General features: G+C 70.1%; 14 protein-coding genes. 5 read left to right on the top strand and 9 right to left on the bottom strand.

The features are described from left to right. Window positions 1-6 precede the first annotated feature (6 nt). From corA to D8670_RS01035, 3 genes are all read right to left on the bottom strand, one after another. On the bottom strand, window positions 7-987 hold the full coding sequence (gene corA / locus D8670_RS01040; RefSeq protein ID WP_121816293.1) for a magnesium/cobalt transporter CorA: 981 nt from the start codon (window positions 985-987) through the stop codon (window positions 7-9). Next, window positions 984-1,148, bottom strand: coding sequence for a hypothetical protein (locus D8670_RS20535; protein ID WP_162994109.1), 165 nt, complete (start codon window positions 1,146-1,148; stop codon window positions 984-986). Before D8670_RS20535 ends, corA begins: the two co-directional genes overlap by 4 nt. Window positions 1,149-1,211: 63 nt before the next feature. Next, window positions 1,212-1,778, bottom strand: a complete 567-nt coding sequence (locus D8670_RS01035) for a DUF2391 family protein (protein ID WP_121816240.1) — start codon at window positions 1,776-1,778, stop codon at window positions 1,212-1,214. Between the two features lie 133 nt (window positions 1,779-1,911). Here D8670_RS01035 and D8670_RS01030 point away from each other — a divergent pair, with 133 nt between their 5' ends. Further along, entirely contained in the window at window positions 1,912-2,340 is a 429-nt protein-coding gene (locus tag D8670_RS01030) for a DUF3054 domain-containing protein (protein ID WP_121816239.1), read from the top strand. Here the strand turns inward: D8670_RS01030 and D8670_RS01025 are convergent. Then, entirely contained in the window at window positions 2,337-3,545 is a 1,209-nt protein-coding gene (locus tag D8670_RS01025; RefSeq protein ID WP_121816238.1) for an MFS transporter, read from the bottom strand. The genes D8670_RS01030 and D8670_RS01025 overlap by 4 nt on opposite strands. 453 nt (window positions 3,546-3,998) lie before the next feature. On the opposite strand from D8670_RS01025, the gene D8670_RS01020 reads away from it, so the two are divergent. Together D8670_RS01020 and D8670_RS01015 are read left to right on the top strand one after the other, a co-directional pair. Then, window positions 3,999-4,223, top strand: a complete 225-nt coding sequence (locus D8670_RS01020) for a DUF8015 family protein (RefSeq protein WP_121816237.1) — start codon at window positions 3,999-4,001, stop codon at window positions 4,221-4,223. A gap of 155 nt (window positions 4,224-4,378) precedes the next feature. Beyond that, entirely contained in the window at window positions 4,379-5,377 is a 999-nt protein-coding gene (locus D8670_RS01015; protein WP_121816236.1) for an ornithine cyclodeaminase family protein, read from the top strand. Between the two features lie 274 nt (window positions 5,378-5,651). Here D8670_RS01015 and D8670_RS01010 read toward each other — a convergent pair whose 3' ends face one another. Genes D8670_RS01010 through D8670_RS00995 form a run of 4 tightly spaced genes read right to left on the bottom strand, consistent with a single transcriptional unit; the run spans window position 5,652 to window position 8,427 of the window. After that, on the bottom strand, window positions 5,652-6,671 hold the full coding sequence (locus D8670_RS01010) for a presenilin family intramembrane aspartyl protease PSH (RefSeq protein WP_121816235.1): 1,020 nt from the start codon (window positions 6,669-6,671) through the stop codon (window positions 5,652-5,654). A 39-nt stretch (window positions 6,672-6,710) separates the two neighbouring features. Then, window positions 6,711-6,938, bottom strand: coding sequence for an H/ACA ribonucleoprotein complex subunit GAR1 (locus D8670_RS01005; RefSeq protein WP_121816292.1), 228 nt, complete (start codon window positions 6,936-6,938; stop codon window positions 6,711-6,713). Further along, window positions 6,938-7,219, bottom strand: a complete 282-nt coding sequence (srp19, locus tag D8670_RS01000; RefSeq protein WP_121816234.1) for a signal recognition particle subunit SRP19 — start codon at window positions 7,217-7,219, stop codon at window positions 6,938-6,940. The genes D8670_RS01005 and srp19 overlap by 1 nt, the downstream gene beginning before the upstream one ends. A gap of 35 nt (window positions 7,220-7,254) precedes the next feature. After that, window positions 7,255-8,427 (bottom strand): PGF-CTERM-anchored ABC transporter substrate-binding protein, encoded by a 1,173-nt coding sequence (locus tag D8670_RS00995; RefSeq protein ID WP_121816233.1) that lies wholly within the window; start codon window positions 8,425-8,427, stop codon window positions 7,255-7,257. Window positions 8,428-8,488: 61 nt separating this feature from the next. Between D8670_RS00995 and btuC the strand changes: the two genes are divergently transcribed. Together btuC and D8670_RS00985 are read left to right on the top strand one after the other, a co-directional pair. Continuing rightward, window positions 8,489-9,595 carry a vitamin B12 ABC transporter permease BtuC gene (btuC, locus tag D8670_RS00990; RefSeq protein WP_121816232.1) on the top strand — a complete coding sequence of 369 codons (1,107 nt, stop codon included), beginning with the start codon at window positions 8,489-8,491 and terminating at the stop codon, window positions 9,593-9,595. Continuing rightward, on the top strand, window positions 9,592-10,848 hold the full coding sequence (locus D8670_RS00985) for an ATP-binding cassette domain-containing protein (protein WP_121816231.1): 1,257 nt from the start codon (window positions 9,592-9,594) through the stop codon (window positions 10,846-10,848). Before btuC ends, D8670_RS00985 begins: the two co-directional genes overlap by 4 nt. Window positions 10,849-10,858: 10 nt before the next feature. Here D8670_RS00985 and D8670_RS00980 read toward each other — a convergent pair whose 3' ends face one another. Continuing rightward, complete coding sequence (locus D8670_RS00980; RefSeq protein ID WP_121816230.1) at window positions 10,859-11,134, bottom strand: DUF7967 family protein; 276 nt, start codon at window positions 11,132-11,134, stop codon at window positions 10,859-10,861. Between the last annotated feature and the right edge of the window lie 95 nt (window positions 11,135-11,229).

Here is an 11,229-nt window from a genome sequence, read left to right as displayed (position 1 = left end):
GACCGCCTACAGCCACCCCTCCCGCCGGAAGTACGACACCATGATCACCGACACGAGAGCCATCCCGATCATCACCGCCGGGTAGCCGTGGGTCCAGCCGAGTTCCGGCATGTTGTACGGGCTCCCCTCGAAGTTCATCCCGTACACTCCGACCACGAACGTCAGCGGGAGGACGATGGTGGCGACGACGGTGAGCTTCTTCATCACGTCGTTGGTCGACATCGAGAGGGTGTTCAGGTAGATGTCGCGCGCGCCGCCGGTCAGGTCGCGGTACGTCTCGACGAGGTCGACCAGTTGCACGAGGTGGTCGTACACGTCGCGGTAGTACTTCTCCGCGTCCTCGCTGACGTGGATGGGGTCGCCGCGCGCGAGCACGCTGGCGGCGTCGCGCATGGGCCACACCACCCGTCGGAGCGAGAGCAGTTCCCGGCGGAGGCTGTGGATCGTCTCTAGCGTGCCCACGTCGGGCGAGTCGATCACCTCCTCCTCCACGAGTTCGATGTCGTCCTCGATGTCGTCGAGCAGGCCGAAGTAGTCGTCGACGACGCCGTCGAGGATCCGGTACGCGGTGAAGTCCGGGCCGCGCGCCACCAGCCGTGTGTCGCCCCGGTGGACCGCCGACCAGGCCCGTTCGACCGCTTCGATGCGGTCGAGCGAGACGGTGACGATCCAGCCGTCGCCGAAGAAGAGGCCGACGGGGTCGTCTTTCAGCTCCTCCATGAACGTCGTCTCGCCGCTCGGTATCTCGGCCTCCTTGGCGAGCACGAACGTGTGGTCGTCGAGCACGTCGACCTTCGGGCGCACGTTGTTCTGCACGTCCTCGGTTTCGAGGTGGTGGATCCCGAAGCAGTCCCGGATCGACTGCAGTTCCGCCTCGGTCGGCGCGACGACGCGCACCCACGTCGTCCCGTCGGCGTCCCGGGCGGTCGCGATGTCGTCGTACGACTCCGCCCCCTCGTTGTCGTACGCGACGGCCTCGACGGTCACGCGACCGCACCCCCGGTCCGGCCGACGGCCCACAGCGTCACGCCGACCATCACGGCCGTCACGGTGAACGCGCGACCGGGATAGGGAACGGCGACGCCGACGGCGTACCCGAGCGCGCCGACGCCGGTCAGCGCGACGCCGAGCGCGTGCGTTCGGTTCATGCCCGGCATCTCTCGGGGGCGGTACAAACCGTTGTCGGCGCTCCGCGAGTCGACCTCACGTTCTCACTCGTGGGGCAGGATGTCGCCCAGCGCCGCGCCGATGGCCATGACGACGCCCGTCACCGACGTCTGGCAGGTGGCGACCCACGGGTCGGCCCAGTCGACGCGTCCCCACGCGGTCATCAGCACCGCGGCGGTGATCCCCGCGATGGCCAGGATGCCGACGAGCCGCCGCGGGACGATCCCGAGGATGAGGTCGCTCTCGACCTCTTCGAAGCGCACGGCGTGGAGGATGCCGACGGTGACGACCAGCCCGATCGCCAGCGTCAACACGAAATACGGCGGGTTCGCGGCGATGTACGTCCCGACGTCTCTCGTGCCGTCCTCGACGAGCATCGGGACGCCGAACACGAGGCTACCGACGAGCGCCTCGCCCGCGTCGCGGATGTCGAACGCCGAGCGGATCCTGCCGAACAGGCGGGGATCCTTGGCCTCCCGCAGGGTACGCATCGTCTCCCTGACCTGCTCGCGCTCCGCCTCGGAGTCGACGAGCTCCTCCAGCTCCTCCAGTTCCTGCAGCGCGTCGTCGATGTCCGGCGGTTCCGCCTCGTCCGCCTCGCCCCGTGACATACCCGAACCGACTTCGCCGGACGGTGATAAAACCCGCCGCGTCGCGGGCGGTCCCGCCCGGCTGTCCGCGGCGGCGCGGATCCGCCGCCGCGAAACCGCCGGAACGATAGTCGTGGGGACCGCACCGTCGCGCATGGGATCGTACGACTCGGAGGTCCGCGAGGAGGGAGCGACGGACTCGCTCCCGCTGGTCGGCGGCGACGCGCTCGTCATCGCGCTGTTCGTGACCGGCGGATCGCTGAGCCACGGCATCAGCCCGCTCTCCCAACCGCTGGCGGTGATCGAAACCGTCGCGCCGTTCCTGATCGGGTGGTTCGTCGCCGCGCCGCTGGTCCGCGCTCACGAGCGTGGCGCGGTCGCGACGCCGGCGCGCGCTGCGCGGCTGGCCGCCGGGGCGTGGCTCGGCGCGGCGAACGTCGGCCTGCTGCTCCGCGGGTCGCCGTACTTCACCGGCGGGACGACGTGGCCGTTCCCGCTCGTCATGACGGGCGTCGGCCTCCTCTCGCTGACGGCGTGGCGCATCGCGGCCGGGCGGCTCCTGGCGTCGCGCCGGAACGCCTAGCGGCGGGCGAGGACGAAGCCGGTCGCGGAGGCGGTCGCGGCCACGACCGCGAGGACGAGAAACAGGGTCAGCGACGTTCCGTACGTGAGCACCGCGCCGGCGACGGTCCCGCCGAGCGCGCCGATGCCGAACGTCCCGAGGTAGGTGAACCCGTAGGAGAGGCCCCGGGTGCCGGCGGGCGTGTACTCCGCGACGGTCGCCTGGTACAGCGGCTGGACGACGAACAGGGTGAACCCGAGCGCGGCGCCGACGACGAGGAAGGGACCGAGGCCGGCGTCGGCCGCCGGGACGAACGCGAGCGCGAGGACGGCGAGCGCGCCGAACGCCGCACCGATGCCCAGTTCCGGCCGGATCCGGTCGGTGAGCTTCCCGCCGACGAACTGGCCCGCCATCCCGACCATCAGGAGCGCGACGTAGGCGTACCGCGCGGGTTCGAGTTCCTCACGTCCGACGGTGACGGGCGCGAACGCGTCGAACTCGCCGAGCACTTCCGGCAGGAAGGTGAGCACGCCGCGGTAGTACAGCCCGGACATGATGACGACGAGGAAGATGCCGACGAACGCGCCCGAAAAGAGCGCCCGGGTGCCGTCGACGAACTCCTCGAGCGAGGAGACGGCGCCGGAGCGACCGTCGCCGTCCGCGGCGACCTCGGCGCTCTCGTCGACGTCCGCCCGGATGGCGTACAGGCCGCCGAGCGCGGCCGGCACCGCGAGGAGCCCGACGACGGCGCGCCACTCGAAGGGGATGAGCAGCAGCGTCGTCGCGAGCGGCCCCAGAGCGATGCCCGCGTTGCCGGCCATCCCGTGGTACGCGAAGGCGCTGCCGCGCTCTGAGACGCCCTTACTAATGAGCGCGAGTCCCGAAGGGTGGTAGACGCTCGCCGCGATCCCCCACAGGAGGAGCGCGAGCGTGATGAACGGTATCGACGGCGCAACGGAGAGCGCGAGGAAGGAGCCGCTCATCCCGAGGAGGCAGGCGGCGATCACCCGCTGGGAGCCGTACGTGTCGGCGAGCATCCCGCCGGGGAGCGCGCCGGCGCCGAACAGCGCGTACCCGGCCGTGACGACCAGCCCCAGCGTGGCCGCCGTGGTCGAGAACTCGAGGAGCCACACCGAGACGAGGATCGGGATCGACAGCTCGTAGGTGTGCACCATCGCGTGGCCGACCATCACGAGTCCGACGATCGACCTGTCGTTGCCGTTCACGTTGGCGACGGTTACGCGGCTGCCTGCTTTAACTCCTCGAAAAGCGGCGAATGGTCCCGAAAGGTGGGATGACAGAACGGGCCTCGGTGAGCCCAGCACGCGCTCGGACGCGCTCCGACAGAAGACGGCAGCCCCCCGCGCGCGCAAATCAGAATGTGGCACGCGTTCACTAATAGCCACCTCTCCTCCCAAATAATGCCAGTACCCCCGATCGGCGAGGGGGGTTCCGTCGGATCCCGGCAATTGTCGCTGCCGAATCGGGGAGAAACCCGCCGTTTCAGAAGAACGCCGATTCTGCTGCGGAGGGGCCCTGTATACGTTGTTCTTTGATCCATTGGGTTTTCATAAGTTATGAGTATCAAATGCAGGTGATATTCGTTCCTAATTGGTGAAATACGTGGTGCCTATGGGGAACACTTATATGCGTATCCCGCATAGTATGTAATACGAATTATGACCGGATATTACGACGTCGTCCTCGGCCTCATCCCTGTTGCACTGCTCGGACTCACTGCCGCCCTCACCACCGCCGGCCTCGGCCTGACCACCGCTGTCCCCATCGCTGCGAGCGTTCCCGTCGCCCTCATGGGCCACGCGATGTTCGTCAACGCGCCCGTCGACGACGCCGACACCGCGCGCGAACAGACCGCGCAGGTCGCGCCGGTCAACGCCGACTAACACCGCTTTCAGCTTCTCTCCGTTTCGTCTTTCTCCGCTCCCACTTTCTCCGCTCTCAGTTCCCCGCTCTCCGCACTCCCCCTCCGTTCTCCCACCTCCCTTGCCGCGATCCCACCTCATCAACGCTTTTCACGCTCGTGGCCGTCGATTTTCACATGACGTCCGTACGGTTTCTGACGAGCGACGACGTCGCCGGCCTCGCGACCGTTCGAGAGTACGTCGAGGCCGTCAGGGAGGGCTACCGACAGCGCGGCGAGGGCGCGCCCGCCGAGCCGCGGACGAAACTCGGCAACGCCGACCCGCCGGGGATGCTGACGGGCTACTCCGCGGTGCTCCCGGAGACGGGCGCGATGGGTGGCTACATGTACGCAGCCGGCTTCGGGGCCGAGGACGCCTGGTTCGTGACGCCACTTTTCGACGCCGAGAGCGGCGAGCCGCTGGCGGTGCTCGACGGCGCGAGCATGAACCCGTTCAAGACCGGCGCCGCGGGGGGCGTCGGCCTCGACGCGCTCGCCCGCGAGGACGCCACCTCGGTCGCGCTGATCGGCAGCGGCGCGCAGGCCCGCGGCCAGCTCCGCGCGGCGGTCGAGGTCCGCGACATCGAAACCGTCGACGTGTACTCGCCGACGAAGGAGCGCCGCGAGTCGTTCGCCGCGGAGATGAACGAGCGGCTCGACGCCGCCGTCGCGGCGGTCGCCAGCAGCTCCGCGGCCGTCGAGAACGCCGACGTCGTCATCACGGCGACGACCGCGAGCGAGCCGGTGTTCGACGGCGACCTCCTCTCCGAGGGCACACACGTCACCGCGATGGGCCAGTACCACCCCGAGAAGCGCGAACTCGACGCGACGACCATCGAGCGCTCGAAGTACGTCCCAGACCTCCGGGCGCGGGTCTCGCAGGACGCCGGGTCGTTCATCCACGCGGTGGAGGAAGGCGTCGTCGGGGAGGACCACGTCCACGCGGAACTCGGTGAGGTCGTCGCCGGCGAAGCCCCCGGCCGGGAGTCGGACGACGAGATCACCGTCTTCGACAGCGGCGGCACGGGCATCGAGACCGTCGCCGCGGCGAAACTGCTCTACGACAAGGCCGTCGACGAGGACCTCGGCTCGGAGATCGAGTTCGCCCCCGCGAGCGAGGCGCTCACGGGCCGATAGCGTTCGGTCCCGAGTCGTCGGTTCGCGATCCGGGGCGGCCCGCACGCGACGCCACCCCGACCGCTTGCGCGCAGGAGACGGTCCTGCGACGCGCGAAAACCTCAGACGACGCCGAAGCGCTGCAGCGCGGCGATAAGCAGGATCGCGGCTATCAGCACGAGCGTCTGCACCCACGCAGGTACGTCCTTCCGGATCCGGAATCCCCAGTCCATATATTACCGCCACACGCGTTTCTGTAAATATCTTGTCTCCGGCGCCCCGCGTTCGACCGGCTTCACAGCCCCAGCGCCTGCGTGAGCGTCAGCCCGCTCGCCAGCGCGCCGACGAGGTAGCCCCCGATCGCGCCGCCGTTGAGCAGCGGCAGGCCGGCGTGGGCCCGACCTTTCAGCACCATACCCATCAGGACGACCAGTCCGGCGAGCGTGCCGACCATCGCCGTCAGCGCGGCGAGGTTCAGCGCGATGCCCGGGACGGCGATGGCACCCTCGTCGACGAAGAACGCGGCGCTCGCGACGATGATCGTCGGCATCACGGCGTCGCCGAGGCCGATGAACAGGGCGTCGCGCTCCAGCGGCGACTCGTCGGTGACGCCGGTCTCGTCCGGATCGCTCGCGTCGGTCTCGTCGGCGGTCGCGACGTCCCCTTCCGACGAGGCCGCTTCTTCGGCCTCCTCCATCGAGTCGAGGAAGGAGTACGGTAGCGTCGTCGGGATGACGAACATGATGGGGACGTTGAGGTCCATCACGCCCTCGGCGAGCGTGAGCATGTGCTCGGTGCCGTAGACGCTGACGGCGTCGTAGACGGCCAGCGCGACGAGCAGGACGAGCGCCGGTAGCAGGCCGAAGCTGATCCCGAAGATGCCCGCCGCGCCCGCACCCATGATGATCCCCGCGACGTCGATGACGTACCACTCGGGGTGGACCAGGAGGCCGACGACGACGGCGGCTGCGCCCGCCACCGCGAGGACGTTGACCGCGACGCCGCCGACCGCGACGGTGACGAGCGGCGGGACGACGACGTTGAGGACGTACCACGTGAGCAGGCCGCTGGTGAACACGAGGACCCCCCGGATGAACCAGCGCACGTCGAACTTGATCGCCGCGAGCATCACGGCGGTGGCGACGAGGATCGCAGCGAAGTACGCGACGCTGTTTGTCGGGTCGTTCGGGTCTTCGACGGCCTGGTAGCCCGCCGACTGGAACGGTTCGACGAGGGCCAGCGCCCCCAGTTGTACCAGCAGGAAGATGCCGACGGTCGCGGCGACCGCGGCGTAGACGCGGTGTCGCTGTTCCATGTGCGCGTCGCTTCGGAGGCCTGCGGTATGGCAGTTGCGTTACCGCGCGTACAGTTTCTGCCCGAGCATCGTCGCGAGCGTCCGGTCGTCGTCGGGCGAGACGGCGACGTACGGCCGGTCGACCGGGCCGAACACGTCGACGACCCGGCCGACCTCGTTCAGCGACTCGTCGACGGCCTCCGTCCCGATGTCCGGCGCGTCGTCGTCCGGCACCCGCACGATCACGAGGCCCTGCGCGGTGCGCACGACCTCGCCGAGGCGCTGCATCACTCCCGGAGGGCGGTCACGTACGCGGCGACCGCCTGAACGATGTCGTTTTTCGCGTCGTCGTCGGCGTTCTTGATGAGGACGCGCCCGCGCTTCTCGTGGCCCTCCCGCGAGTACGCCACGTCGCGTTCGATCACGGCGTCGTAGCCGACCTGTCCCGCTGCCTCCGCTATCTCGTCGACGGTGGGCTCGGGCACCGCGATGTCCTGCGGCACCCGCCGCCCCTCGCTCCGCGTCTTCTCCGCGTCGAGATACGCGGGCCAGATGACGTTTTCGACCATACGTCCCGGTCCGCGCGCCGCGGTTAAGGACTTTTTCAGTCGCGCCGCCGAGTCAGCAGCGCGAGCGTCCCGACCAGCGCGGCGACGGCGGGCGCGACGCCCATGCCGGGCTGGCCGTCGTTGTCCGACTCGCCGCCGGAGTCGTTCGCGTCGTCGGCGGTGGTGCCGTCGGAGTCGTTGCCGCCGGCCTCCGCTTCGGCCTCAGCCTCGGCCTCGCCGCGGACGGAGACGTTCGCCTCCTCGTACGCCTCGGGGTGGATCGCCTGTGCGATCTCGCTGATCGGAACCACGACCCGCGGCCCGGGCTGGTTCAGGTAGTTGGCGTTCACCTCGATGATCTGGTCTTCCCGCAGGGCGGTCGTGTTCGCGAGCGCCTCGGTCTCCTGCAGGCCCATCTCCTCGTTCACGAGGACCCACTCGGGGTTCTGTTCGGCGATCACCTCGCCGCTGAGCTGGGCGTAGCCCGTGACGTTCGCGGCGACGGCGATGTTCTCGCCGCCCCCGAGTTCGATGACGTGGTTGATGAACGTGTCCGCGCCGGCGGTGTAGCCGCCGCCCATCTGGTAGTAGACCGTCTCGGGCTCCTCGCCGCTAACGGCCTCCTGAACGACCTCGATCTCCGTCCGCATCTCGGCGACGGCCTCGGCCGCACCCTCGCAGTTACCCGTCAGCCGGCCGGTGCGGTTCGTCTTCTCGTAGATGTCCTCGACCGACTCTGCCTCCCGGAACTCGTACACCGTCATCCCGACGTCGCGGAACTGCGCGATGGTCTCGTCGGGGGTGCTGTTCGGCGCGAGCAGGAGGTCGGCCTCCAGCGAGACGACCGTCTCGGCGGAGATCGACACGCCGTCGTTCTGGCTGATGTCGGTCTTGTCCTCGCTGCCGTCGAGGTAGTCGGTGTACCGACTGACGGGCATCCCCGTCACCTGGGCCTCGGCTCCGATAGCCCACATCGTCTGGGCGGCGCTCGGCTGGAGCGCCACGACCGATTCGGGCCGCTCCTCTATCGTCACCTCGGTCCCCTTCGCGTCCTCCAGCGTGACGGGGAACGTACAGTCGTCGTTCTGCGCGGCGTCGGTGCTCGCGCCCGTCGTCGCGGCGGTCGGGGCGTCCTGTGCCGTCTGCGCGCCGGCGGTCGTCGCGACGGCGCCGACGCCCGCCGTGACGACGAGCAGCGCGACTAGCAATCGAAGTCCGTCTCGTAGCATCGTCTGCCCGTTCGGCGGGTAGACAATAAGTATTTACCTAACGCAACTCGGATTGCAACGCATGCACACCGGCGTCCGCGCGACGGCCTGGTCGGCCGCGCTCTCCCTCCTGCTCGTCGTCGTCGTGGTCGTCAGCGCCGCGATCGGGCCCGTCCCGCTCGACCACGCGGTCGTGGCGAAGGCGGCGCTGAACGCGGTCGCCGTCCCCGCCTCGCTGGGCCTCACCGTGTCGAGCGCGCCGCTGCCGCTCACCTCCGCGTCCGTCCCGGTCCCCGGACTCGACGTGGGCTACGTTCACCCGTTTTCGCTCTCCGTCCCGGAGACCGATCAGCGCATCGTCGGCAGCCTCCGCCTACCCCGGATCGTCCTCGCGGGCGTGGTCGGGTTCGCGCTCGCCGCCGCGGGCACGGTCATGCAGGGCTTCTTCCGGAACCCGATGGCCGATCCCTCCATCATCGGCGTCTCCTCCGGTGCGGCGGTCGGCGCGGTGGCCGCCATCGCGCTCCCGGGGGCCGTCCCGGTCGGTCCGCGGACGGCTGCGTTCGGCGGCGCGCTGGCGGCCGCCTTCCTCGTGTACGCCATCGCGACCGAGGGCGGGCGGACGCCCGTCGCGACGCTTTTGCTCGCCGGCGTCGCCGTCCAGACGTTCCTCGGTGCGGCCATCTCCTACATGCTCGTCCTCTCCGGCGAACAACTGCGGGAGGCCGTCTACTGGCTGATGGGCAACCTCCGCGCGTCGACGTGGGGCGACGTGGAGTTCGCCCTCCCCGTCTCCCTCGTCGGGTTCGCGGTCCTCCTCGCGTTCGCGGGGGACCTCAACGTCCTCCTGCTCGGCGAGGAGGACGCGACCCACCTCGGCGTCGAGGTCGAGCGCACCAAGCGCCTGCTGCTGGCGCTCGCGAGCGTCGTCACCGCGGCGGCCGTCGCCGTCGCCGGCGTCATCGGCTTCGTCGGCCTCATCGTCCCGCACATGATGCGTCTCGTCGTCGGCCCGGACCACCGCGTCCTGCTCCCGACGAGCGCGCTCGCCGGCGCCTCGTTCCTCGTCGCCACGGACACCCTCGCGCGCTCCGGCCCGGCGGAGGTGCCCGTCGGCATCGTCACCGCGGCGCTCGGCGCGCCCTTCTTCCTCTTTCTCCTCCGCCGGCGGGAGGTGACCGCGCTGTGATCGACGTCGAGTGCGTCACCGTCTCGCTCGGCGGGACCGAGGTGCTGACGGACGTCTCAGCGTCCGTTGACCGGGGGTCCTTCGTCGGCCTCGTCGGCCCGAACGGCGCCGGAAAGACGACGCTGCTTCGGACTATCAGCGGAGCGATCTCGCCCGATTCGGGGCGCGTGCTGATCGACGGCGAGGACGTCCACCGCCTCTCCTCGAAGGCGGCGAGCAGGCGGGTCGCCGTGGTGCCACAGGAGACGCACCTCGCGTTCTCCTTCGACGTGGAGACCGCCGTCGCGATGGGCCGGCACCCCTACCGGTCCCGCTTCGGCCGAGCGACGGACGCCGACCGCGCGGCCGTCGAGCGCGCGATGGAGCGCACCGGCGTCGGGCGCTTCGCCGATCGCTCCGTCGAGGCGGTCAGCGGCGGCGAGCGCCAGCGCGTCCTCCTCGCGCGCGCACTCGCACAGGACACGCCCGTCCTCCTGCTCGACGAGCCCACGGCCAGCCTCGACGTGAACCACCAGGTCGAGACGCTGGAACTCGTCTCCGACCTCGTCGCGGACGGGAAGACGGCCGTCGCCGCCATCCACGACCTGAACCTGGCCGCGCGATACTGCGACGAACTCGTCATGCTCGCGGACGGCGGGGTGCTGGCCCACGGAACGCCGGCCGAGGTGCTCTCGGAGGCGAACCTCGCCGACGCGTTCGACGCCGACGCCGTCGTCACGCGGGACGGGGTCACCGGGAGCCTCTCCGTGACGGCGCTCGCGGACCGCCCCGCCGAGGACGCGACGGTCCACGTCGTCGGTGGCGGGGAGACCGGCGCGCGGGTTCTCGATGCGCTCGGTGCAGCGGGGTTCGAGCGTTCGGCCGGGCCGCTCGCGGCGGGCGACGCCGCCGCCGAAACCGCGCGGGCACAGGGCGTGGACCTCGTCACGACCGCGCCGTTCGAGGCGGTCGACGACGATGCCCTCGCCGCGCTCGAAAACCGCGTGACCGCCGCGGACGCGACGGTGCTCGCGGACCCGGTGCTGACCCCCGGAAACCGCGAGATTCTCGGGACGCTCGCCGACGCGGATCCGATCGTCGTCGTCGAAACTCGGCCGTTCGAGGAGCGCAACCGAGCCGGCGACGACGCTCGCGATACGTACGAATCGATCCGGCGGCGCGCTGCGGTCGTTCCCGCCGAGGACGTGCCGGCCGCCGTGCGGGAACTCCGTACCGGGGTGCCCGCTGCAGCGTCGGCCGACGACTCTCAGTGACCGGCGCCCGTCAGATCACGTCGTCCGGATCGTGTACCTCGGCCATCCGTTGTGCCTCCGCCGCGTACTGTTCCCGCAGATCGGGGTCGCCGACGGACCCGAGGTTGTCCGGGCCGACCTCGACGGCCGCGGTCGTGTCGCGCACGTCGCCGAACGACGTGAGCGCCCGCTCCTTCCGGAAGTACCGCTCGCCGTCCGGCGTCGCGTAGGTGAGGATGATCATGTTCTGCTCGTCGTCCGAGTAGGTTCGCTCGACCAGCCAGACGCGGGTCTCGTCGTCCGCCATGCTCCCCCGTACTCTCCGGCGCGGGATAAATCGCTGTGACGGCGGCGTCGCAACGTCGGTAGCCGGCTTCACCCCTTTGCCCCCGCGATCGGGGG

Origin of the sequence: Halostella limicola (assembly GCF_003675875.1) — an archaeon.
Lineage (GTDB): Archaea > Halobacteriota > Halobacteria > Halobacteriales > Natronoarchaeaceae > Halostella > Halostella limicola.
Note: the sequence above shows the minus strand (reverse complement) of the source record. Positions and strands in the feature narration are given on the sequence as shown.

What these genes read in the sequence shown, in the direction of transcription:
- D8670_RS20535 (WP_162994109.1), bottom strand. Translation starts at nt 1,148, where the DNA reads ATGAACCGAACGCACGCGCTCGGCGTCGCGCTGACCGGCGTCGGCGCG.
- D8670_RS01035 (WP_121816240.1), bottom strand. Translation starts at nt 1,778, where the DNA reads ATGTCACGGGGCGAGGCGGACGAGGCGGAACCGCCGGACATCGACGAC.
- D8670_RS01030 (WP_121816239.1), top strand. Translation starts at nt 1,912, where the DNA reads ATGGGATCGTACGACTCGGAGGTCCGCGAGGAGGGAGCGACGGACTCG.
- D8670_RS01020 (WP_121816237.1), top strand. Translation starts at nt 3,999, where the DNA reads ATGACCGGATATTACGACGTCGTCCTCGGCCTCATCCCTGTTGCACTG.
- D8670_RS01015 (WP_121816236.1), top strand. Translation starts at nt 4,379, where the DNA reads ATGACGTCCGTACGGTTTCTGACGAGCGACGACGTCGCCGGCCTCGCG.
- D8670_RS01010 (WP_121816235.1), bottom strand. Translation starts at nt 6,671, where the DNA reads ATGGAACAGCGACACCGCGTCTACGCCGCGGTCGCCGCGACCGTCGGC.
- D8670_RS01005 (WP_121816292.1), bottom strand. Translation starts at nt 6,938, where the DNA reads ATGCAGCGCCTCGGCGAGGTCGTGCGCACCGCGCAGGGCCTCGTGATC.
- srp19 (WP_121816234.1), bottom strand. Translation starts at nt 7,219, where the DNA reads ATGGTCGAAAACGTCATCTGGCCCGCGTATCTCGACGCGGAGAAGACG.
- D8670_RS00995 (WP_121816233.1), bottom strand. Translation starts at nt 8,427, where the DNA reads ATGCTACGAGACGGACTTCGATTGCTAGTCGCGCTGCTCGTCGTCACG.
- btuC (WP_121816232.1), top strand. Translation starts at nt 8,489, where the DNA reads ATGCACACCGGCGTCCGCGCGACGGCCTGGTCGGCCGCGCTCTCCCTC.
- D8670_RS00980 (WP_121816230.1), bottom strand. Translation starts at nt 11,134, where the DNA reads ATGGCGGACGACGAGACCCGCGTCTGGCTGGTCGAGCGAACCTACTCG.